Origin of the sequence: Colwellia sp. Bg11-12 (genome assembly GCF_014076955.1) — a bacterium.
Classification (GTDB): Bacteria; Pseudomonadota; Gammaproteobacteria; order Enterobacterales; family Alteromonadaceae; genus Colwellia_A.
The window spans coordinates 83,571-105,868 of sequence record NZ_JACGUZ010000080.1 but is presented as its reverse complement, the minus strand read 5'-3'; the positions used below and the strand labels follow the sequence as shown (position 1 = coordinate 105,868).

Below are 22,298 nucleotides of genomic sequence, written 5' to 3'. Positions count from 1 at the left end.
ATTACTTTTAATAATAAAAGGATTTTATAAAGAATGCTTACTATCCCCACCGATCAAAATAACAAAAAACGAGGGTTATTTGGGTTAGCGTTTTTCATTGGCATCTGCTGTCTTTTGGTTTTATGGCAGATTTATGCTGATAACAATAAAAGTGACAAAGCAGAGCGTTTACAAACTCAAGCACAAATTAGTGTGATTAAATACGGTCAAATTAAGGTCAATGTCGACACCTATGGTCGACTTAAAGCCAAAGTTCGTCGCGGTATTATCGCGATGAGTCAAGGCCATATCAGCGATATTCAATTAAGGCCTGGCGCTAAGTTAGAAAAAGGCGCAACTATCCTTACGTTGACAAATCCCAAGCTCATTAAAGCTTATCAAAATAGTCAGTTAGATTTATTAGAAGAACAAGCAAAAATTGAGAAACTCTCTGCTGAATTATCGCTTGCCTATTTTCAGCAAGAAGCTGATATTGAATTGGCTAAAGCCGATCTTTCTATCAATGATGTTGATTTAAAAGCGAATCTCAAGTTACGAGAAACCAATGTGGTTTCTGAGCTAAAGTTGCAAAAAGTAATAATGCAGCGTAACAAAGCGCAAACAAAACTCAATATTGAAACTAAGAAACTATCTACTTTAACAAAAACGCATCAATCGACCAGAAAGGCCGCCTCATATAGAATTAAGTGTGCACAATCAGCCGTAGATATGCTAAAAAATGACATTGATAACCTGTCAATTACCGCTTCTATGGCGGGTATTCTTATTCAGTTAGATGACAAGCTCGAAATAGGGCAGCAAATAATGGCGGGTAGCCACTTAGGTACCGTGGTTGATACTAAAAGCTTATATGCAGAGCTCGTTGTTAGCGCGAGTGAAGCTGATAAAATTCGATTTAATCAAACGGTTGATCTGTTTATTAAAGGTGAAAAAATTGTCGGTTATATTTCCCGAATTGCACCTACGGTTATTAATGGGAGTGTCAAAATAGATGTAGAATTTAAGCAAGCTTTACCGAACAGTGCCATGCCTAATATTGATGTTACCGGTGAAGTTAATATAGTTAATATTGAAAAGACGCTTATAGCTAAACGCAGTGTGTTAATTGTCAAACCCGGCTCTGAGCAAACCTTATTTGTTCGCCCTAAAGGCGACAGCTTCTTCTATCGTCAGCAGGTAAATATTGGCGAAATTACTCAAGACGTTATGCAAATTTTATCTGATATCAACATCGGAGATGAAATTTTATTGACGATGCCAGCACAGTTAAGTCTACAAGATAAAATAAGCGCGGAGCATGTTTATGAGTAAGCCCATTATTGCTACGGATAAGTTGTGTAAAGTCTTTGGCCGTGGCAACAGCAAACAGCAAGTGTTAAACAATGTTAATTTTAGTATTTTTCCTGGAGAAATGGTCGCAATAGTGGGGCCGTCAGGTAGTGGTAAATCTACATTACTGTCGATTTTAGGTTTACTTGACGAGCAAACGAGTGGCGACTATCAATTATGTGGTCAAGCCATTGATACGTTATCTACTTTTCAGAAATCTGTATTACGAAATAAGCATATCGGTTGGATTTTTCAAAATTTCAACTTAGTTGGGGATATGACCGTTGCTGAAAATATTGTTTTACCGTTAACTTTTGATAAAACGCTTAAAAAATCTCAATACAGTGAAAAAGTTTCAAACGTACTAAAAAAAGTAGGCTTACTCGAAAAAGCAGGTAGTTTCCCAAGTGAACTTTCGGGGGGGCAACAACAGCGTGTCGCTATTGCTCGTGCGCTTATTACCGAACCAGAAATACTGCTTTGTGATGAACCGACAGGTAATCTTGACAGTGAAAACGCTGAGTTAGTGATGCAACTTTTTCATGAATTTCATCAAGAAAACTGTACTATTTTATTGATAACCCACAGCGCTGAAATTTCAGAGCAGTGCCAAAAAATATATCGCATTAATGACGGGAAATTAGTGTTAACGCCAGCAACAGGATTAAAAAATGTTGTTTGATATTGTTTACGGTTGGCGCAAGTGGCAAGGGCAACGGTTAAAATGGTTTACTTTAGTGCTTGGCTTAGCTTTGTTTTGTGCGCTTTTTAGCTTAACACTTAACTTATTCAGAGAGATAAATAATGAAAGCCCTAGCTGGGTGGGAAATACCAAGCCTTTAGTCACGATTGCCGCCATAGGTATTTCAGGGCAAATAAAAAAGCAAACACGCTATAATATTGACTTACTTAACAAGCACCCAGCGGTAAACAATATCGCGAGTCTTTCTTTTCAAACAAAAAACATTACTGTGAACGATATAGCGTTTCAAAAAACATCTTTGGCTTTTTATTCAACTAACTTACCTGTACTACTGGAACTGCCAGCGCCTTTTTCAGCCGACTCGTTTGTAAAAAACAACGTCTACATTAGCGATGCTTTTTGGCAGTATCAGCTTAATGGACAAGATAATATTATTGGTAAAACTTTGCTAATAAAAGGGCAGAAATTATTGGTCGCAGGAGTTATGCCCGCCAATATGAATAACGTGAATCAGTATAAAGTGGATGTTTGGCTGCCTGACAGTTTTTTATCGCTTTATGTGCCAGAGTTTATTCCCGATGCAAAACCTTTTTTAAACAGTAAACCTGACTATTTTGGTTTTGCAGAGTTGTCTAAATCAGTAAATACAACTGATTTACAAGAATATTTTCGTGAGCAAATTGACACTTATCCTAATCATGAAGCGATATTTGTTAAAGAGCATGATGCCCCGTGGTTAATTGCGGGTATAGAATTAGACCCTGAAGCAAAAAAAGTATTGATCGTTCAATGTTGGACATTAATTTTTTTGATCGCCAGTTTTGGTTTTATTATTTTTAGTACAATATTTTCAATATATAGCCAACAATTGATTGACCGAAAAGCAGAGTTTTCTTTAAAAATAGCACTAGGCGCTAAAGTGTCTGATTTAGTAAACCGTTGTCTTGCTGAAAATTTTATGATGGCATTAACCTCTGTGGTCTTTAGTATTTTTTTTATTTTTTTACTTAAATCTATTTTACAAGATGGGATTTTATATCAACGTTATTTCTCTAGCGATTTTGAACTTAATTGGTTTAACTGGTTTGTATCACTGGTTATTTCTCAGTTGTTTTTTTTCAGCTGTACCTTATTGCCGCTATTGAAACTAAACCGTAATAATAGCTTTAGTCGCTCGTCACTAGGCAGTAAAACAAAGTTACAAACCCTGTTTTCTCAAGGTAATTTAGTGTTACAACTGTGTATTGCTACTTTAGCTTTTGTTTTTACGACCAATGTTTTTATCAGCGAATGGCAAAAACAACAAATAAATTTTGTGAACCCAGCTGTTATTTCGTTTAACTTTAACAAAATAAAAGATGCACAAGTTTACCTGAGTGAGCAACAAAAAAAAGGTGATTGGAGCAATCAAAAGCAGGTTGAATTAGCTATCGCTTATAATCCCTTTACTAACTTAGATGACAGTAGCCTCAGTTATAACTTAACAGCGGATGCTACAAATGATGGTTTTAATGTCAGCGGTACTTACGTTTCTAGCAATTACTTTTCGGTATTAGACATACCTATTGTGGTAAACGGTATATTTACTAAAAACACTTTTGCTATTAATATCGCTTTTGCTGAGCAACTAAAATCTCAAGGAATGATTGCAGCAGAGCAACCTTTATCTGCACTTATCGGTATGCCTATTAAGGTAAACTCATTTCCAAGTGCTTCATATTACCCGATTGCGATGATCACCGAAAATGCGCCACATCATGGTGTTGGAAAGGGTAACCCTGTTGTTTATCTGCATTACGCGAATATCCATACAATGATCATTTATAAAGTGTTACCGATTTTTTTTAGTAAAGAAAAGTCAACTCAAGAAGCATTAAACGTTATTAATAATTGGGTAAAGCATGAAACGGTTAATGTAAATCCATATCAACTACAATCAACATTAAAAGCGCAAATATTTGCTTTGAATTTAGGGGGGCGGCTGTTATTTGTCACCAGTGGCTTTATGGCACTTATTATTTTAGTGTTACTCGCCTTAACTTTGTATTATCAGGTTAAAGCAAATTTAATGAGAGAAAAAAATAAATACGGGGTGATGCTGGCATTAGGTATTAACCAACCTGCGTTATTTTTACGTATTTTTAAAAAACTATTATTGAGTTTAACGATGGCGTTACCCATGGCCTGGATGGTTTTGCAAAGCCTAGAAAGTGTAACTCAAAGCTACTTGTCAATTTCGCTACTGCTGATGAGCAGTTTTTTAGCGTGTTCATTTTTAGTGTTCTTATTCGTTTTACTTTTTGGTGGTGGTGCAATAATCACCTTAATTCGTTTGCCAATAAGCACTTTACTGACACAACAAGAGTAATAAAACACCGTGTTTTGATACAAAATTAGTGAAGAATACCACGGGCAGGTAAATATATAGTTACCATGCGTGTGGGAAACTCTTGGAAATCGTTAAACCTCAGTTTATAATCATTAAAAGTCGATAAATTGGCGAGCTAAACATTTTTATCCTGTGAAGTTCTTGATATTTGTCTCCACATTTAATTTTAGGAATTATTATCAATGCCAAAGGCCAGTGATATAAAGAAAAATGCTGCTGTAGAGCACAACGGAAAAGTATTTATTGTAAGAGATATTGAGCGTTCAGTTCCTCAAGGTCGTGCTGGTGGTAGTCTATATCGCATGCGTATGTACGACGTAGTCACTGGCGGTAAGATTGATGAGACGTTTAAAGACTCAGATATGCTTAATTTTGCTGACTTAAGCCGTCGTCCTGCTATGTTTTCATACATAGATGGTGACGAATATGTATTTATGGACAATGAAGATTACACGCCATATAACCTAAATAAAGAGAGTATTGCTGAAGAAGCTTTATTTATTTGTGAAGACACCATAGGTTTGTCAGTGATTATTGTTGATGGTGTTGCGGTTGGTGTTGATTTGCCACCAAGTGTTGAATTAGTCATTACAGAAACTGACCCGTCTATAAAAGGTGGGTCAGCAACAGCACGTACTAAGCCCGCAATTTTATCTACGGGCTTAACGGTTCAAGTACCTGAGCATATTTCTACAGGTGATAAAATTAAAGTAAATACAGAAGAACGTAAATTTATGGGTCGCGCAGAAAAGTAAATAGCTAACCCGTTTTACTCATTATTTAACGTATAAAGCCAGCATTACGCTGGCTTTATTTTTGTTAAAAATCTATTTAACACACGCTAACTTTTTACTTATGCAGTAATTGAAATCTTTGGTTTAAAATAAGTTTTTTAGTATATTGATGTTTTGGCTTCTTCAGAATAACCGAGGTTTCGCCCATCTCCATCACTTGCCCTTTACTTAAGACCATTATTTTATCGCTGAAATGTCTAACAATACCTAAGTTATGAGAAATTAAAATATAAGCGAGTCCCATCTGTTCTTGTAAGTCGAGTAATAAGTTAATCATTTGTGAGCGTAGAGAGGGGTCTAGTGAAGCTAACGCTTCATCTAATATAATGACCTGCGGTTGCAGTATTATAGCCCTAGCTAACGATATACGTTGTTTTTGACCACCAGAGAACATGTGTGGATAAAAATTCATATGTTCAGCCAGTAAGCCTACTTTCTGTAATGTTTCTCGAGTTAAACAGTGACGGTCTTCTTCATTTAATTTTGTATTGAGCAGTAAAGGTTCGTTGAGTAGTTGTCCGATGGTTAAACTTGGGTTTAACGTTGTACCGGAGTCTTGAAATATCATCCGAATATGCTGACATCGTTGTTTAAAGTCTCCCGGCTGTAATGTTTGCCCATTGAGTTTAATACTGCCCGTAGTGGGAAGTTCAGCACCTACTAATAACTTTGCTAAGGTTGATTTTCCTGAGCCTGTTTCACCAACAATAGCTAATGTTTGGTGGGCTTGTACTTCAAATGATATCGGTTCTAATGCGGTAAAGGCTTTTCTATCAAACCAATTACGGTTCAATTTAAAAGATTTACTTAAGTTGTTAACCTCTAAGAGTGTCGGCATTTTAATAACTGTCCTTTAATGAAAAATGACAACTAAACTGATGTCCATGGTAATTAGTGACTTTGGGTGCTATTACACATTCTTGTTGAGCTCTGGGGCACCTAGGTCCTAGTCTACAACCGATAGGTAAATGTTGTAAAATAGGAATACTACCGGGTAATGCCATGAGTCGCGATTTTGCAGGTAAGCCTCTATTTGATTTTGGGCTACTGTCGACAAGCGCTCGGGTATAGGGATGAAAAGGTTGTTCAAATATCTGTTTAGTGGTTCCCGCCTCCACAAATTGCCCGCTATACATCACCGTGATGGTATTTGTCCAATGAGTGACATTTTCAAGATCATGGCTGATCAACAATATCGACATATTCTTGAGTTGATTCAAACTGGCCAACAAACGAAAAATTTGTCCTTGATTCGTACTTTCCATTGCCGCTGTGGGTTCATCTGCAATCAACAAAATAGGGCGTTTGGCTAGCGCCATAGCGATCATCACTCGCTGGCATAAAGCATCGTTAAGCTGGTGAGGGTATTTTTTTAAACAAATTTTGTGCTGCTTTATCCCTACTTTATGTAAGAGACTCATTGCGTTTTCTTTACGTTGTCGGTTTTTTTGCCAAAAATAACCACTTAACTGCTCGCCATCAACAGCCTCGGTAAGCTGCTTTCCTATCGTCATTGTCGGATCTAGACAGGCCATCGGTTCTTGGAATATCATCGCCACATCTTTTGAAATAATGGCTTTGCGTTCATCTATCGACAAACGCATCAAGTCTTTGCCTCGCCAGTGAAATCTATCTGCATCTACTTGCCACTTGTCATCAAGTACGCCAATAATAGCTTGTGCAAGTAATGACTTCCCGGATCCAGATTCTCCAACTAAACCACGAACTTCGCCTTCTTTCATCGTTAAACTGACACGGTCAACGGCTAAAATAGGATTAGTCGCCGATTTGAGTACAATAGAAAGATTTCTAATATCTAAAAGATTCATTAAGCTTCCTTACTGACTTTAAGCGCATGTCTCATACCTTCACCGACTAGATTGGTTGCAACCACGGCAAACAAAATCGCTAACCCAGGTAAATACACTGTCCACGGAGCAATGTAGAATAAATCAATACCATTTTTTAGCATCGCGCCCCATTCAGCCATAGGAATTTGTGCGCCAAGACCTAGAAAGCCTAAAGCCGCAATATCAAGTATGGCTGCAGACTGCGCCAGTGTTGCTTGGCTAATTAATTTTTCTAGAATATTTGGAAACACGGAATGATATAAAATTCTAAATGAACTTGCGCCATCTAAACGAGAGGCGAGCACATAATCTTTTCTGAATTCTTGGGTAACCGCATTACGGGTTATATGCACAAACTGTGGGATCAACACTATTATTATCGCCCATAAGGTGTTACTTAAGCCTGGCCCCAAAATCGCTACAATGACAATCGCAAGTAACAAAGAAGGAATAGACAGAATAACATCAAGAAAATGGTTAAGAAAACTCGATTTTATGCCTGATGTTAACGCGGATAAAGAGCCAATAACTAAGCCAATACCTAAAGAGATAAGTACCACCACAAAACTTAAACCAAAGGTGAGTGAAGTGCCGTGCATTAAGCGTGACAGCATATCTCGGCCTAAGTTGTCAGTCCCTAATAAAAAACTTACATTGCCATCGTCGTTCCAAGCAGGAGGCAACAGCAAGAAATCTAAGTGATTTTCAACCGATGTATAGGGCGTTAACAAAGGGGAAAATAGAGCTAATATGGTTAAAAAAATAAAACAACTAAAGCCAATCATCACCACGGGTGTTTCTTTGAAATTATGCCAAAGCTGTAGCAAGGGAGAAGGGAACTCTTCCTCTAAATATATTTTATCACGTGCCATAACGACTCTCTCTTGCTAACGGGTTAAGTGCTGCATAGATAAAATCGATGACAATATGCACAATAAAAATAAAACTAGAAAGCACTAAAAGCCCACCTTGAATTGAGGTATGGTCTCGTTGAAAAATACTCTCTATTAGCCAACGACCAATGCCTGGCCAACTAAAAATAACTTCAGTGACCATTGCAATAGTGACTAAGTTCGCGAATTGCAAACCAACATCTCTAATAACATGCACCATGGCATTTCGTATCGCGTGATGATAAATAATTTGCTTAAAGCTTAACCCTTTTGCTTTGGCGGCTCGAATGTATTGGCTGTCTAATACATCCATCATTGCCGTACGAGCTAAGCGAACAAATATGGTTGCAGGCGCTAAGGCAATAACACAAGCGGGTAGGAAAATATGAGCGCTTGCATCTTGAAAGGCTTGCCACTTGTAAGGACTATCACTTAACAATATATCTATAAATTGTATGCCGGTGACATGCTCAATTTCAAAAAGTAAACTGAGTTGACCAGCAGAGGGTAACCAACCTAATTGGATAGAAAAAATGAGGATCGCTAATAAGCCTAACCAAAAAACAGGGATCGAATAACCAATCATGGAAATACTTAAAATTATATTGTCGGTTGCTTTACGATGGTTAATTGCAGCGATAAAGCCTATAGGAATGCCAAACAGCATGGCAATAAAGAGGGCCACTAAGGTCAGTTCTATCGTTGCCGGTAAAAAACTCATGATTTCGGTACTAATAGATAATTGGCTCGCCATTGAAATGCCTAAGTCACCATGGAAAAGATGACTTATATAGGCAAAGTACTGTTGAAAAATATTATTGTTAGTTTGGTATTGCTCAGCTAAAACAATGAGTTGCTTAGGTGTTGCATTGATCTGACCAGAAATATTAATTAATTGGTCACCAGGAAAGAGAAAACTTAAACTGAAAGACAGCAAAGTCAGTAAAAATATAGTAAAAATAAATAAATTAAGGCGGCGTAGCGTAAATATCAGCATATCAGTTTTTACTTACCTTACTAAAATCAATACCGCCAAAGGGAGATAATAATTGGCCTTTCACAATGTTTTTTCTCGCTTGAAATCGTTTAGAGTGAGCAATGGGAATTAATGGTACTTCAGTAGAAATAATCGCCAACGCTTGGCTATATAACTGCTTTCTTTGAGCTACATTTGTGGTTTCTAAGGCCTGTTGTATTAAGTTGTCAAAATCCTCATTACACCAAAACGTTCTGTTGTTACCACTCTCAGCTGAAGAACAGCTTAATAAGGGGGTAAAAAAATTATCTGGATCAGGGTGATCTGCCGACCAGCCTAATAATACACTTTGATGTTCACCTTTTGACAACTGCTCAAGAAAAGACCCCATGTCGAGAGAGTTTTCAATCAGTACTTTTATACCTATTTTCTTTAAATCGGCTTGAATCAATTTTGCCATGGTAACAGCGTCAGGATTGTATGCTCGCTGTACAGGTAAAGCCCATAAACTCATGGTAAAACCATCAGGGAAACCGGCTTCGGTTATTAATTTTTTTGCCTGGGATAAATCGTAAGTTTGAGAACGGGTGTTCTTGTCATAAGCCCATGAAGTTTTTGGTAGTAAACTGTTTGCTATATCAGCTTTTGAGCGATAAACCGTGTCAATAATAGCTTGTTTGTTTACCGCGAGTGCAACAGCTTGTCGAACTTTTACATCATTAAAGGGCGGTTTGAGTGTGTTAAAACCAAGGTAGCCGACATTAAAAGACGTGACGGCTTCAAGCTGTAATTGAGGCTTACTCTTTATTTTTTTATGGGCAATAGGAAAAGCAATAACATCACATTCACCCGCCAATAATTTTGTTAATCGACTGGTGTTACTTGGGGTTATATCAAACACAAGTTGCTCAAGTGTACTGGGTGTATCCCAATATTTTTTATGGGTTGCGTAGCGAATATAGGCGCCAGGGCGATATTCTTTTAGCTTAAAGGGACCCGTACCAATAGGTAAGGTGTCTATTTCCCGCTTAATATTTTTTAACACTAATGTATCAGCATATTCTTTTGACAAAATAACGGCAAAGTCACTCGCTATATTCGCTAGAATCGAACTATCAGCATACTTGAACTTAAAACGAATAGTATGGTCATTGATTTTTTCAATACTCTCAACAACATTAGAAAAACTTACACTTTGAAAAAAAGGGTACTTGCCACCCGAAACTTGATGAAAGGGATGTTTAGGTAATAATATTCGGTTAAAGCTAAAAAGTACGTCGTCAGCATTAAAGAAGCGTGTTGGTGTAAAATAATCTGTTTGATGAAAAGCGACATTTTTACGTAGATAAAAAGTGATCATTTTACCGTCACGTGTTACATGCCAAGACTTAGCAAGCGATGGTGCGATGGTGTTATCTTCACCCCGAAATGAAATTAATCGGTTATACAGTTGATTTGAGGTCGCATCAATCGTTGTACCTGACGTAACAGTTTGTGGGTTAAAACTTTCTGGAGAGCCTTCTGAGCAATAGACAATACTATGGTCACTCAGCGATTGATCCTTGTCGACATTACATGCCGATACTAGGCATAAAATTGGCAAGAACATGGCCTTCAATGAGCGTTTTTTAACAGCGAATATCGACATATAAACTTAACTACCCTTCGTCTACAGCACTTTCTAATAAGTTATACTTCTTCAAATAACCTCTTAGTTGATGATAGGTTAATTTGAGTGCATCGGCAGTTTTCTTTTGATTATATTGGCAATTTTCTAAAGCGGATTGGATCAGATCAATTTCATAGTCCTGTGAGAGATCTTTTAATGATAAAGGAAACTCTAAAGATTTACTGACAGGTAACTGTTGCTGAATGATTTCTTGTCGTTTCTCTTCGTTATTACTTTCATCAATACTTTTAATTGGCACTGCTACTCTGTCTTGAGTTTTGATACGCTGAGAAGGTCGATACGGCGATTCAAAGGGGTCAATAACGAGATCATGAACGGGTAAATGTGGATTATTACAACGGTAAACACTTCGCTCTACAACATTTTTCAATTCACGCACATTACCTGGCCAATGATATTCAAGCATTGAACGCTTTGCCTTTTCGGTAAAACCACTAAAGAGCTCAAATTCTAATTCACGGGCCATATTAATCGCAAAGCTTTCAGCCAACAAAAGTATGTCTTCAATACGTTCACGAAGTGGCGGTAGGGTGATAACGTCAAAGGCGAGGCGGTCAAGTAAATCTGCTCTAAATTCACCCGCATCCGCTAACGTCGGTAAGTCTTCATTAGTTGCGGCAATTAAACGAACATTTGTGCGGATAGTTCTTGAACCACCAACACGTTCAAATTCTCCATATTCAACAACTCTTAAGAGTTTTTCTTGAATAAGGCCCGAAGTATTGGCAATTTCATCAAGAAACAATGTGCCGTTGTCTGCTCGCTCGAAACGGCCTTCATGGCGTTTTCCTGCGCCGGTGAATGCGCCACTATCATAACCAAAGAGCTCTGTTTCTAATAAATTTTCATTTAATGCTGCGCAATTAAGCTTTAAATAATTTTGATCCCAACGTTTAGATAAGTAATGAAGACGAGCAGCTATAAGTTCTTTACCCGTGCCTCTTTCACCAATAATAAGCACCGGTTTACTCAGTTGGGCTATTTGTGATACTTGCTCTAAAACTTCAAGAAAATTATTTGCTTGTCCAAGAAGATTATCTTTTTGGTTAAAACGCGACATCGCTTGACCTAATAATTGGTTTATTTCACTAACAAATAGTGTATTTTATTAATCATCAGGTTTGAAGTGTTTTTTTTAATTATAATAACTTTATTTAAAACAGAGAGTTAAGTTAATAATAAAACTTGGCGCAGAACATGAATAAAGCATATTAGCAAAATTAAATAAAATAATTGAATGAGGAAGTTGTTATGGGTATTTTTTCTAGGTTTACAGATATTATTAATTCGAATATTAACAACCTTTTAGATAAGGCAGAAGATCCTGCAAAAATGGTTAGATTGATCATTCAAGAAATGGAAGACACTTTAGTTGAAGTGCGTTCGTCATCTGCTAAAATTTTAGCGGATAAGAAAGATTTAGCTCGCCAAGCCAGTCGTTTTGAGAAAGACGAACAACAATGGCAGGAAAAAGCAGAGTTAGCGTTAAGTAAAGGCCGAGAAGACTTAGCAAGAGCTGCGCTAATGGAAAAGAAAAAGTGTGGGGAAAACGCAGCATCATTATTAGATGAATTGACACACGTTGATGACCATATTGCGAAGTTACAAAGTGAGATTTCACAGTTACAAGAAAAGCTAGCTGATGCGAAAGCGAGACAAAAAGCGATAATCATGCGTGAGAAAACAGCTACTTCTCGCTTAAAGGTTAAAAAGAATATCGATAGTGACCGCGTTAATGACGCATTGAGTCGTTTCGATAGTTATGAACGTAAAATTGATGACATTGAATCACAAGTTGAATCTCTTGATTTAGGCAGTAAATCGTTAGCCGATGAAATTGCTGATTTAGAATCTGACGAAAATATTGACGATGAATTAGCACAATTAAAAGCTAGAATGAAATCAGAGAAGAAAACTAAGTAATTTAGTTTGTATTGAATAACGAATAAGGAGAAGTATCGTGGAACAACTTATTATGATTCCAGTCATCATTTTTATGCTACTGGTTGCCCCTATTTGGTTGATTTTACATTACCGAAGTAAACGTCAAATAACCCAAGGTTTTAGTGAGGAAGAGTACAAGCAATTATCAGAACTCTCCGAATTAGCGGATAAAATGACCGATAGAATTAAAACGCTTGAAGCCATTTTAGATGCTGAAACACCAGACTGGAGGAATAAGGTATGACAGACAAGCGTCGGGGTGAATTATACCGAAATTCAAGCCAAGGAAAAATTGCAGGTGTCTGTGCTGGCTTAGCTGATTACTTTGGTTGGGAAACATGGTTAGTGCGTATTTTGGTCGTGTCAGGTGTTTTATTAGGTATGGGATGGTTTATTGTTATTTATATTGCTGGCTGGTTTATTTTGGATAAAAAGCCAGGGACATTGAATAAGAAAAACCAACAAACTCAATCTCAATATGCATCAACAAGCAACCATGCAGAAGCTGAACTTTCCTCTGAATCAATTAAAGTAAAGTCTCGTGTTTGGCAGTCAGGAGAACCACCAAAGCAAGCTTTTCAAGATATTAGGCAAAAATTTAAATCATTAGAAAGAGAAGTACGTGCGATGGAACATTATGTGACCTCGCCAGAGTTTACTGTTTCACGAGAAATTAATAAGCTGTAAATATACTCAAATAAAAAGCGGCGTCTGCCGCTTTTTTGCAAGTTGACACGGTATTAAATCATTTTTAGTTTCATTGAAAAGGGGCTAGATAACCTGACTCATCGTCGTTGTCACTTATGCTAAATAACTACCTTTTATGGCTGTGCCTTGAATTGAAATTGCTCAAGCACTTTGAAACCTGTATCTTGAGTTGTAACAGGTTTATAACTTTCTGTAAGATAATCCATGGCACTTATAAATAAAAAAAACTTAAATAAATTAAAACAAAAAGCAAATGACTTATTAAATCGAACGCTTGACCAACATGTTACCTTAGCCGTTACTGGGCTTAGTCGCAGTGGGAAAACAGCCTTTATTACCTCTTTAGTCAATCAACTTGTTAATGAAGGTAATAACTCACAATTAGGTTTTTTTAATGTTGTTCATCAAGGGCGATTTATTGCGGCAAAAAGAGTTCCTCAAAAACACTTACATATTGGCCGCTTTGAATATGATCGCGCTATGACAGCGTTTTCACAAATTGAGCCAACATGGCCTGAGCCTACCCACGGTATCAGTGAAATGCGTTTAGCTATTCGCTATAAGCCAAAAGATTCTCTATTGAAATATGCGAGTGATACTGCAACCTTATACCTTGATATTACCGATTATCCAGGAGAATGGTTACTTGATTTACCGATGTTAAATCAAACGTTTGAACAGTGGTCAAAACAAACAACCGCATTATTACTTACCGAGCCAAGATTTAAATCAGCTGAAAGTTTTATCGAGAAAATTAATCAAATAGATCCCTTTGCAACCGTTGATGAGCAAATGCTGGCTGATCTATCCAAAGAATATACTCAGCTTTTATTACACTTTCGCCACGAACTAGGTATGTCGGTTATTCAGCCAGGTCGCTTTATTTTACCGGGTGAATTAGAAGATGCACCTATTTTGCAGTTCTTTCCTTTTACACACTTTGAGAAAATAGATAAGAATGCTTATCAAAATGCCAGTGACGACTGCTTAATAGGCATGTTAAGAGCAAGGTTTATTGAATACAAAGAGCGCGTTGTTAAAGCTTTTTATAAAGAACATTTTGTTAATTTCGACCGACAAATTGTCTTGGCTGACTGTTTAACACCACTAAACAATGGCCCTGATAGTTTTGCTGATTTAAAAATGGCAATGACCATGATTATGGAAAGTTTCAGTTATGGTCAAAGTAGTTTGTTCTCTCGATTGTTCGCACCCAAAATAGATAAATTATTATTTGCTGCGACTAAAGCGGATCATGTGACACCTGAGCAACATAAGAATTTAGTGCGCTTACTCGACCAGTTGGTTTATCAAACTAAGCATCAGTTAAATTATGATGTTATAGAAATGAAAACGCTGGCACTCGCATCAGTTAAAACGACACAAGCAGGTACGAGTCGTTATCAGGGACAAGACATTCCGGTACTTCGCGGCAAACGTTCTGAAAATGGTGAACTTATTACCGTTTTTCCTGGCGCGGTACCGAGTAAATTACCCGAGCAAGATTTTTGGCAGAAAGAGGCTTTTAACTATATAAGATTTGCTCCTTTAGAACCTGTTGGCCAGCATGAGTGCCTACCTCATCTGCGTATGGATCAAGTAATGCAATTTTTACTCGGAGATAAAATGAGATGATAGACCCTCAAATAATTCATATGGATCAAGTGATGTGGTTTTTACTCGGAGATAAAATAAATGAATGAACTTGATGAAAAATATCAACAGCAAATTCTTTTTGAAAATGATGAGTTAATCACAAAGACTAATAATCTACCTGCAAACGGGCAACAAGTCATTGTAGGTAATGACGACTGGCAAGAAACAGAAGACTTATCGCTAGTAAAGCAAGGTTATTTAAATGATGACAACCCGAAAGAAAAATCAAAGCCTCGTTGGCTATGGCGGGTTATTGGCAGTGTTTTTGCAGGCGTTGTTATTGTAGAAACGTTTAATTTTTTTCAACAGGGTTTTGCCCAATCGCCGATATTAGCCGCGATGTATGGCGTTCTGTTATTTGGCTTATCAGTGGTCGTTGGTTCCACGGCAATACGAGAATATTCAGCGCTAAGGCAATTCAAAAGGCAGCAACGTACGAAAGCTAACGCCCAAAACATATTATCAGCTGAATTAGGTTCAAACAGTAAGATTAATGCAAAAGCATTATGTGAAAGTATTTCAGCCAATTTACCTTGTGACTTAATGTCTGAGCATGAAAAAAGCTGGCAGTCATTGGTTAAAGAAGAATACAGTGACGAAGAGCTACTGCAATTATACTCTCGTGAAGTTTTAACAAAGGTGGATGAAAAAGCGCTTGCTGAAGTAGCTAAGTTTTCAACTGAGGCGGTGGTATTAGTTGCGTTAAGTCCGATTGCACTTGTTGATATGATGCTGATGTTTTGGCGGAACTTACGCATGATAGACAAAATTGCCGCTCTTTACGGTTTAAAAATCGGCTATTGGAGTCGGATCAGATTAATTAAACAGGTATTTGTTAATATGGCTTACGCTGGCGCAAGCGAGTTAGTGATTGATCTAGGCGCTGACTTGGTTGGCGCTGAGCTGTTAGGAAAACTATCTGCGCGAATGGCCCAAGGGCTCGGCGCGGGTATGCTAACGTCACGTTTAGGGATTCAAACGATTAAGCTTTGTCGGCCTATTCCTTTTGAAGAAAACACACCCAAAGTGGCCCAAGTTAGAAAAAAAATACTCAGTCAAGTAAAAAAGTTACTAATAAGATAGTTTTAAGCGGTGTAAGTCTTAAATGACTTGTTTTTATCTATATGATTTAATTGGTTATTGTTTTTATATTTACATTTTTGTAATTTTTTCTATACGCTATTATTATCTGACTAAATAATAGCCAGTTGGCGTTTAGTATTTTTCCCAGCAAGCTTGTTTTATTATCAGTAAAGAACATTACTCACTCATTGGTTAGTGAATGATGATAAAAATTAAAATAAGGTAATATCATGGGGATGGCGACGAAGTATATTTCGCGAGTTGCTGATGAAAATGGTCACATTCATTGGTCAGATGAAGAAAATAGCGTATGGCAAGAATTGATCACTCGTCAATTAAAATGTGTCGAAGACAAAGCGTGTGACGAATATAAATTTGGTTCAAAATTATTAAATTTACCACATGACCGGATTCCACAACTCGCTGAAGTCAGTAAGGTGCTTAAAGAAACAACCGGTTGGCAGTGTGAGCCCGTACCAGCACTGATAGGTTTTGGTGCATTCTTTAAGCTGCTATCAGAGAAAAAATTTCCCGTTGCTACTTTTATCCGTAGCAGAGAAGAGTTTGATTATTTACAAGAGCCTGATATTTTTCATGAAATATTTGGTCACTGTCCTTTGTTAACCAATAAGTCTTTTGCAGATTATACTGAGGCTTATGGCAAAATGGGCTTGAATGCAACAAAAGAGCAAAGAGTCTTTCTAGCACGTTTATATTGGTTCACCGTTGAGTTTGGTTTATTGGATACCCCAGAAGGTATTAAAATTTATGGTGGAGGTATTTTATCTTCACCCAGTGAAACAATTCATGCCACAGAAAACGAGCATGTAGTGCGTGAAAAGCTCGAAATACTTGATGTATTAAGAACACCTTATCGAATTGATGTTATTCAGCCTATTTATTATATGTTGAATAAAGTGAGTGATTTAGACAATCTTAGAAAATATGAAGTGTCTGATATTATGGAATTGGTTGAGCAAGCAAAAGCGTTAGGCTTATATCCTGCCAAGTTTCCAGCAAAAGAAATTAATAATGAAAGTTAAGGAAAAGAGATGACTGAGCAATTATCTGTACAAAAATGTGAAGCATGCCAAGTAGGCGCGCCACAAGTTAGCGATGAAGAATTACCAGAATTATTGTCACAAATACCTGATTGGATCCCTGAAGTTCGTGATGGTGTCATGATGCTTGAGCGTGAATATAAATTTAAAAATTACAAGTTATCATGGGCATTTGCAAATAAAGTCTCTGAATTAGCTGAAGAAGAGTTTCATCATCCTGCTATTTTATTAGAGTGGGGTAAAGTGAAAATCACTTGGTGGACGCATGCTATTAAAGGCCTACACCGTAATGATTTTATCTGCGCAGCAAAAACCGATAAACTCTTGTAATATTTGCTTACACTAGATAATAACAGCCTCCTACCTCAGGGGGCTTTTTTTTGTTGTACAAAATAGTTTACAATAGCAAATAGGTACACTTGGCTATAGTAGAGTAAGGTAAATGCGTTTAGAAATTGTTTGTTGTGATCGAGTTGGCATTGCACAAGAAGTATTAGAAATATTTGTTGAACATAAGATAAATTTACGTGGTATCGAACTAAAACAGCCAGGAGAAATTTTTATAAATATCCCTGATTTAGAATTTAGCGAGTTACAAACTTTTATGCCGCGCTTGCGCTTAATTGAAGGTGTTAATGATGTAAAAACCACACCTTTTATGCCATCTGAACGTGAGCGAAATGAATTAGCAACGCTGATTAAAACTTTCCCCGACCCTTTTATTTCTATCGATGCAAAGGGCGATATTCGCATTGTTAATACGGTTGCTGCGGGCATTATGGGTTGTAAAGAGCACGAGGTCGTTGGAGATAATGTCAGCAATTGGTTGAAAGGCTTTAACTTTAACCGCTGGTTAGATGCTGATGAAGTCCTTGCACAAACTCGCCGATTAAAATTTCAAGATGATGATTTTGTGGCTGATATAATGCCTATCCATGTCACAGATCAAAGCGGAATACCTGTATTGGCAGGAGCGGTATTAATTCTAAAATCAGAAGCGCGTTTAGGTCAGCAAATCAGCGCTTTTAAACAAGCTAATGAAAATAATTTTGCTGGTATTCAAGCGAGTAGTGGCAGTATGCGCAAAGTTATTCGTGAAGCAAAACGCATGGCATTACTCGACTCTTCAATGCTCATTGTTGGCGAAACAGGTACAGGTAAAGAACTTTTAGCTCATGCCTGCCATGCAGCCAGCGATCGTAGTAATAAGCCTTTTATGACCTTAAGTTGTGCCGCATTGCCTGATGATGCCGCAGAAACAGAGCTGTTTGGTGCGGGTTCACAAGGTGATATCAAAGCAAAACGTGGATTATTCGAATCAGCAGATGGTGGCACTATCTTTCTTGATGAAGTCGGAGAAATGTCGCCAAAATTACAAATTAAAGTGCTACGCGTTATTCAAGATGGTATTTTTCGCCGCGTTAATGATGAAGCTGAAATAAGAGTGAATGTTAGGATCATCAGTTCAACAAACTGTGACTTACTTAATATGGTCTCAGCAGGTCAATTTAGAGAAGATCTATATTACCGACTTAATGTACTCGGTCTAAATATACCTTCTTTACGTGATAGACGTTCTGACATTATTCCCCTGGCAGAATTTTTTATTGTGAAATTTGGTCAACGCATTGGTAAAACCATTGTTACTATGTCTGATGATTGTCGTGACTTTATCGAACACTATCCTTGGCCTGGAAATGTTCGTCAACTTGAAAATGTTCTGATCCGTGCTGTATCGTTAATGGAAGGGAGTATCGTGATGACCTCTCATTTGCAATTACCGGCTTATACACGTGAACATGGCTACTTAGAGCAAGAGTTTGTTGGCACATTAGACGCTGCGGTTAAAGGTTTTGAAGCGAACCTATTGAGAAAACTATACCCAGCTTATCCAAGCACACGACAACTTGCTAAAAAACTAGGATTAAGTCATACCGCAATTGCGAATAAATTACGTGAATACGATATTAACAAAAAAACTGTAAAAATATAAATAACTCATATAGATAACGAAGAGAGAGATAAAATGAAACTTTTTGGCTATTGGCGGTCATCCGCAGCTTATCGAGTAAGAATCGCTCTGCATTTAAAAAATATTGATTGTGAATATGTTCCTGTCCATTTAGTTAAAAATGGCGGGGAGCAACACAGTGAAGCATATGTTGCATTAAACCCAACACATTTAGTGCCGACGTTAATTGACGACACGCTTGATGGTGAACTAGTGTTAAATCAGAGTATAGCAATACTTGATTACCTTGAGAGTAAGCACCCGCAACCTGCGCTTTATCCTGAAAGTATAGTTGATAAAGCTCAGGTACAAGCACTTGCTTTAGATATTGCTTGTGAGATTCACCCGGTAACTAATCTGCGTGTTCAACAATATTTAGTGAAAACGCTGGGTGTTGATGATGCTAATAAATCAGCATGGGGGCCTCACTGGATGTGCCTTGGCTTTGCTGCATTTGAAGAAAAACTGCAAAAGGTATCAGGAAAGTATTGTTATGGCGACCATGTAACCGTTGCCGATTTATGTCTTGTTCCTCAGGTTTATAATGCCAATCGATTCAAGGTAGACATGTCAGCATTTCCGCTTATCAATGCTATTGTTGAACGTTGTAATCAGTTACCTGCTTTTATAAAAGCAATGCCTGAAAACCAAGAAGATGCTACTTTATAATTGTTGTGTAATGGCAATATAAAGTATAAAAACTAAATCTTGAATAAAAGTTATTTAAGATCTCGTATTTCCCTTGCAACTGACATGAAAACGCGTTGCAATGGGATATTCTCATTTTTTCTTAAGATAAATTGAATTATAGGTACCTATGGAAGATCAAGCGCAAAAAGTTAAACAAACCTCTTGGGGCATTATTGCCGTAATTATTGTTATAGTGATAGCTGCTTTAGTTTGGTTATATGTTTCATCCACTCAGCAAGAAAAAATGGCCGACGTTCCTTTAACACCTGTTGTTAAGGCTGAAATTGCTGCCGAGCCAATACCTGAAACAGAGTCAGTAGAACCAGAAATAGCGCCTATGGTAGAGCCAGAACCTTTTGTTGAAACTATACCCGAAATTATATTACCCAGCTTAGATGAAAGTGACGCTTGGGTACAAGAAAAGTTACCAAACTATACATGGCGTAAAGAGCTTTTAAAACTCGTAATCAATAAAGATATGGTTCGTCGTTTTGTTGTTTTTACCGACAACTTTGCGCAAGGAAATCTAGCATACGCTCATAGTCCTCTTGTTAAGCCTAGTACTGAATTTTTAGCCAATGAAATTAATAACGGTACAACTACCGATTGGAAATGGAATGAGTCAGCAACACAGAGGTTTACTCTTTATGTCGATTTATTGAGATCATTTGACAGTGAAACACTGGTGCAGTGGTACTTTGAAATGAAGCCCTTGATAGACCAAGCTTATGCAGAGTTAGGTTATCCAGAGGACAACTTTACCGATGTATTACATGATGCGATTACTAAAGTACTCGATATGGAAATTCCAAAAGAATCATTAGATTTAGTTCGTCCAAGTGTAATGTTTCGTTATAAAAGTGAAGAAGTAGAGGCACTCGATGATGCAGACAAACTCTTGCTACGTTTAGGCAAAGAAAACTTACTCGTAATTAAGTCAGTCTTATTAGAGATTAATGAGCGGTTAGCGCGTCAAGGTTCATAGATTTAAGTGATAATTGAGTTGTTTACTTGCTTATATGTTTAAAAAACAAGCGAACAACTTTATTTGTTTAACTAGGGCTTGCATCAAGCTAAATCTTTAGCCATAATTCGCGCCGTTGTAGTGAGAACCGCAACTTTCTATGGTGACCCTTTCGGTCCCCTCGCAATGATACTCTGTGAACTCGGCCAGATCCGGAAGGAAGCAACCGCAGCAGACGACTCATGTGCCGAGGTGTGGCTGCTAGGGTTGCCACCATTCTTTATTTATCAATAACTTACACCAGATAAAGCTTAACTGCTACAATTGGTGCTACAATGCTGTCAGCAAAAATCCCTCATTTATACATCCGTAATGGTATTTATTACTATCGTAATAATTCAGTTTGGAAGTCATTAAGAACTCGTTGTAAGAAAAAAGCCTTTAGAAGAGTTAGTCACATTCTTTTTGGTACTTTGTCAGCCGTTAGTGATAAACCTAAAGTTCAAGCTGTTAATACGCCAACGATTCCCACAACTTCAAAGTTAATCACGGATTACTTAAGTGAAAACGGTCACAGGTGGTGTGCTAGAGAATATACACGAATAAACAGCTCACTTAAGTTCTTGCCTACAGGTGTTATCACTAAAGAAAAAGCTATAGCGCTCAAAAAGTCTATTTTAGTATCTAAGACAATCACCACGTTTAACCGTTACCTCAAATACTTTAATGCTTTCTATCGATGGGTTATCTCAAATAATGCCAATGTGGTAATTAATCCCTTTGATGGTTTAAAGGTGCTAGAAAAGAAAGTACCTATATCCAAGCAGAGAAAGGCTTACGGTAAAGAGCAACTTGAAGTGTTAATGAAGTTCACTAATCAATTTGATAACAATGACAAGCGTTACTGGTTGATTATGATTGGTCGTTATACAGGGGCAAGAATGAATGAGATTTGTCAGCTAAAACCAAGAGATGTCACTGAAGAAGTTATACATATTCGTGGTGATGTACTTAAAACGGATAATGCCAAAAGGTCTATTCCTACGCACCCTAAGCTCATTGAATTAGGTCTTTTAGACTGGGTAGGTAATTGCGTCAAAGAGCGTCTATTTCACGAATGGCGCCCTGTTAGAGGCTCTCATAGTCATGCTGCTAGTCGTTGGTTTAGTAGGAACAACCCTTTTAAATCAATTGTTAAGGGTGGGAGGGCTGAAGTTGATTATCACTCATTAAGGCATACGGTTGCTACTGAGTTAAAGCAAGCTGGTGTAGCAAGTCAGTATTCAGCACAAATACTAGGTCATAGTAATGGGAATATAACCTATGATAGGTATGGCAAAGATGTATCAAATAATAAATTAAAATCGATAATAAGTTTTATCGGTGATATTTAACGCAGATACATCCGAAGGGACTTCGCTTCTTAGTGCGAATATTTTGTCTGTGTTACGCAATATACCTGATTGCATGCAATAAATAATTCACTCTTATCTGAAGCACTTTGTAATCAGAGAAGAACTTTTCTGGTGCATGTATAAATATACAGTTATAATATTA

The 22,298-nt window shown here is 37.4% G+C and carries 21 protein-coding genes and 1 other RNA gene; 16 read left to right on the top strand and 6 right to left on the bottom strand.

Annotated features, from left to right (window positions below; genetic code table 11):
* The first annotated feature begins 33 nt into the window (after positions 1-33).
* The 4 genes from H4J39_RS16920 to yeiP all read left to right on the top strand — a co-directional run bounded on the left by H4J39_RS16920 (position 34) and on the right by yeiP (position 5,176).
* On the top strand, positions 34-1,311 hold the full coding sequence (locus H4J39_RS16920) for an HlyD family secretion protein (protein ID WP_182229514.1): 1,278 nt from the start codon (positions 34-36) through the stop codon (positions 1,309-1,311).
* Entirely contained in the window at positions 1,304-2,011 is a 708-nt protein-coding gene (locus H4J39_RS16915) for an ABC transporter ATP-binding protein (protein WP_182229513.1), read from the top strand. Before H4J39_RS16920 ends, H4J39_RS16915 begins: the two co-directional genes overlap by 8 nt.
* The gene (locus H4J39_RS16910) at positions 2,001-4,400 is read left to right on the top strand and encodes an ABC transporter permease (protein ID WP_182229512.1); all 2,400 of its coding nucleotides are present in this window, start codon (positions 2,001-2,003) and stop codon (positions 4,398-4,400) included. Before H4J39_RS16915 ends, H4J39_RS16910 begins: the two co-directional genes overlap by 11 nt.
* A gap of 203 nt (positions 4,401-4,603) precedes the next feature.
* Positions 4,604-5,176 carry an elongation factor P-like protein YeiP gene (gene yeiP, locus H4J39_RS16905; protein WP_182229511.1) on the top strand — a complete coding sequence of 191 codons (573 nt, stop codon included), beginning with the start codon at positions 4,604-4,606 and terminating at the stop codon, positions 5,174-5,176.
* 94 nt (positions 5,177-5,270) lie between these two features.
* Here yeiP and H4J39_RS16900 read toward each other — a convergent pair whose 3' ends face one another.
* From H4J39_RS16900 to pspF, 6 genes are read right to left on the bottom strand one after another with little or no spacing between them, the layout of a single operon-like run.
* Complete coding sequence (locus tag H4J39_RS16900) at positions 5,271-6,053, bottom strand: ATP-binding cassette domain-containing protein (RefSeq protein WP_182229510.1); 783 nt, start codon at positions 6,051-6,053, stop codon at positions 5,271-5,273.
* A 1-nt stretch (position 6,054) separates the two neighbouring features.
* Entirely contained in the window at positions 6,055-7,044 is a 990-nt protein-coding gene (locus tag H4J39_RS16895) for an oligopeptide/dipeptide ABC transporter ATP-binding protein (RefSeq protein WP_182229509.1), read from the bottom strand.
* The gene (locus H4J39_RS16890) at positions 7,044-7,937 is read right to left on the bottom strand and encodes an ABC transporter permease subunit (protein ID WP_182180164.1); all 894 of its coding nucleotides are present in this window, start codon (positions 7,935-7,937) and stop codon (positions 7,044-7,046) included. Before H4J39_RS16890 ends, H4J39_RS16895 begins: the two co-directional genes overlap by 1 nt.
* Entirely contained in the window at positions 7,927-8,955 is a 1,029-nt protein-coding gene (locus H4J39_RS16885) for an ABC transporter permease (RefSeq protein WP_182180166.1), read from the bottom strand. The genes H4J39_RS16890 and H4J39_RS16885 overlap by 11 nt, the downstream gene beginning before the upstream one ends.
* Before the next feature lies 1 nt (position 8,956).
* Positions 8,957-10,582: an ABC transporter substrate-binding protein gene (locus H4J39_RS16880; RefSeq protein ID WP_259368872.1), complete on the bottom strand. Its 1,626-nt coding sequence runs from the start codon at positions 10,580-10,582 to the stop codon at positions 8,957-8,959.
* A gap of 10 nt (positions 10,583-10,592) precedes the next feature.
* Positions 10,593-11,684 (bottom strand): phage shock protein operon transcriptional activator, encoded by a 1,092-nt coding sequence (gene pspF, locus H4J39_RS16875; protein ID WP_182229508.1) that lies wholly within the window; start codon positions 11,682-11,684, stop codon positions 10,593-10,595.
* 191 nt (positions 11,685-11,875) lie between these two features.
* Here pspF and pspA point away from each other — a divergent pair, with 191 nt between their 5' ends.
* The 12 genes from pspA to H4J39_RS16815 all read left to right on the top strand — a co-directional run bounded on the left by pspA (position 11,876) and on the right by H4J39_RS16815 (position 22,135).
* A complete protein-coding gene (gene pspA / locus H4J39_RS16870) occupies positions 11,876-12,547 on the top strand; it encodes a phage shock protein PspA (protein WP_182223150.1) in 672 nt (223 codons plus the stop codon).
* A gap of 52 nt (positions 12,548-12,599) precedes the next feature.
* Entirely contained in the window at positions 12,600-12,812 is a 213-nt protein-coding gene (gene pspB, locus H4J39_RS16865) for an envelope stress response membrane protein PspB (protein ID WP_182180172.1), read from the top strand.
* A complete protein-coding gene (gene pspC / locus H4J39_RS16860) occupies positions 12,809-13,255 on the top strand; it encodes an envelope stress response membrane protein PspC (protein WP_182229507.1) in 447 nt (148 codons plus the stop codon). The genes pspB and pspC overlap by 4 nt, the downstream gene beginning before the upstream one ends.
* A 225-nt stretch (positions 13,256-13,480) precedes the next feature.
* Positions 13,481-14,911, top strand: coding sequence for a YcjX family protein (locus H4J39_RS16855; RefSeq protein WP_182223152.1), 1,431 nt, complete (start codon positions 13,481-13,483; stop codon positions 14,909-14,911).
* Positions 14,912-14,971: 60 nt separating this feature from the next.
* On the top strand, positions 14,972-16,015 hold the full coding sequence (locus H4J39_RS16850) for a YcjF family protein (RefSeq protein WP_182229506.1): 1,044 nt from the start codon (positions 14,972-14,974) through the stop codon (positions 16,013-16,015).
* A 230-nt stretch (positions 16,016-16,245) separates the two neighbouring features.
* Complete coding sequence (gene phhA, locus H4J39_RS16845) at positions 16,246-17,058, top strand: phenylalanine 4-monooxygenase (RefSeq protein ID WP_182229505.1); 813 nt, start codon at positions 16,246-16,248, stop codon at positions 17,056-17,058.
* 9 nt (positions 17,059-17,067) lie between these two features.
* Complete coding sequence (locus tag H4J39_RS16840; protein ID WP_182229504.1) at positions 17,068-17,406, top strand: 4a-hydroxytetrahydrobiopterin dehydratase; 339 nt, start codon at positions 17,068-17,070, stop codon at positions 17,404-17,406.
* A 112-nt stretch (positions 17,407-17,518) separates the two neighbouring features.
* Positions 17,519-19,069: a transcriptional regulator TyrR gene (tyrR, locus tag H4J39_RS16835; RefSeq protein ID WP_182229503.1), complete on the top strand. Its 1,551-nt coding sequence runs from the start codon at positions 17,519-17,521 to the stop codon at positions 19,067-19,069.
* A gap of 33 nt (positions 19,070-19,102) precedes the next feature.
* Complete coding sequence (maiA, locus tag H4J39_RS16830) at positions 19,103-19,756, top strand: maleylacetoacetate isomerase (RefSeq protein ID WP_182229502.1); 654 nt, start codon at positions 19,103-19,105, stop codon at positions 19,754-19,756.
* Positions 19,757-19,904: 148 nt separating this feature from the next.
* The gene (locus tag H4J39_RS16825) at positions 19,905-20,762 is read left to right on the top strand and encodes a DUF3014 domain-containing protein (protein WP_182229501.1); all 858 of its coding nucleotides are present in this window, start codon (positions 19,905-19,907) and stop codon (positions 20,760-20,762) included.
* A 149-nt stretch (positions 20,763-20,911) separates the two neighbouring features.
* Positions 20,912-21,008, top strand: an RNA gene (ffs, locus tag H4J39_RS16820) — signal recognition particle sRNA small type.
* Between the two features lie 68 nt (positions 21,009-21,076).
* Complete coding sequence (locus tag H4J39_RS16815; protein WP_182229500.1) at positions 21,077-22,135, top strand: site-specific integrase; 1,059 nt, start codon at positions 21,077-21,079, stop codon at positions 22,133-22,135.
* Positions 22,136-22,298 lie beyond the last annotated feature (163 nt).

Coding starts and splice junctions, on each gene's coding strand:
- H4J39_RS16920 (WP_182229514.1), top strand. CDS start 34: ATGCTTACTATCCCCACCGATCAAAATAACAAAAAACGAGGGTTATTT.
- pspA (WP_182223150.1), top strand. CDS start 11,876: ATGGGTATTTTTTCTAGGTTTACAGATATTATTAATTCGAATATTAAC.
- tyrR (WP_182229503.1), top strand. CDS start 17,519: ATGCGTTTAGAAATTGTTTGTTGTGATCGAGTTGGCATTGCACAAGAA.
- maiA (WP_182229502.1), top strand. CDS start 19,103: ATGAAACTTTTTGGCTATTGGCGGTCATCCGCAGCTTATCGAGTAAGA.
- phhA (WP_182229505.1), top strand. CDS start 16,246: ATGGGGATGGCGACGAAGTATATTTCGCGAGTTGCTGATGAAAATGGT.
- yeiP (WP_182229511.1), top strand. CDS start 4,604: ATGCCAAAGGCCAGTGATATAAAGAAAAATGCTGCTGTAGAGCACAAC.
- H4J39_RS16910 (WP_182229512.1), top strand. CDS start 2,001: ATGTTGTTTGATATTGTTTACGGTTGGCGCAAGTGGCAAGGGCAACGG.
- pspF (WP_182229508.1), bottom strand. CDS start 11,684: ATGTCGCGTTTTAACCAAAAAGATAATCTTCTTGGACAAGCAAATAAT.
- H4J39_RS16840 (WP_182229504.1), top strand. CDS start 17,068: ATGACTGAGCAATTATCTGTACAAAAATGTGAAGCATGCCAAGTAGGC.
- H4J39_RS16815 (WP_182229500.1), top strand. CDS start 21,077: ATGCTGTCAGCAAAAATCCCTCATTTATACATCCGTAATGGTATTTAT.
- H4J39_RS16885 (WP_182180166.1), bottom strand. CDS start 8,955: ATGCTGATATTTACGCTACGCCGCCTTAATTTATTTATTTTTACTATA.
- H4J39_RS16880 (WP_259368872.1), bottom strand. CDS start 10,582: ATGTCGATATTCGCTGTTAAAAAACGCTCATTGAAGGCCATGTTCTTG.
- H4J39_RS16890 (WP_182180164.1), bottom strand. CDS start 7,937: ATGGCACGTGATAAAATATATTTAGAGGAAGAGTTCCCTTCTCCCTTG.
- H4J39_RS16895 (WP_182229509.1), bottom strand. CDS start 7,044: ATGAATCTTTTAGATATTAGAAATCTTTCTATTGTACTCAAATCGGCG.
- pspC (WP_182229507.1), top strand. CDS start 12,809: ATGACAGACAAGCGTCGGGGTGAATTATACCGAAATTCAAGCCAAGGA.
- H4J39_RS16915 (WP_182229513.1), top strand. CDS start 1,304: ATGAGTAAGCCCATTATTGCTACGGATAAGTTGTGTAAAGTCTTTGGC.
- H4J39_RS16825 (WP_182229501.1), top strand. CDS start 19,905: ATGGAAGATCAAGCGCAAAAAGTTAAACAAACCTCTTGGGGCATTATT.
- H4J39_RS16900 (WP_182229510.1), bottom strand. CDS start 6,053: ATGCCGACACTCTTAGAGGTTAACAACTTAAGTAAATCTTTTAAATTG.
- H4J39_RS16855 (WP_182223152.1), top strand. CDS start 13,481: ATGGCACTTATAAATAAAAAAAACTTAAATAAATTAAAACAAAAAGCA.
- pspB (WP_182180172.1), top strand. CDS start 12,600: ATGATTCCAGTCATCATTTTTATGCTACTGGTTGCCCCTATTTGGTTG.
- H4J39_RS16850 (WP_182229506.1), top strand. CDS start 14,972: ATGAATGAACTTGATGAAAAATATCAACAGCAAATTCTTTTTGAAAAT.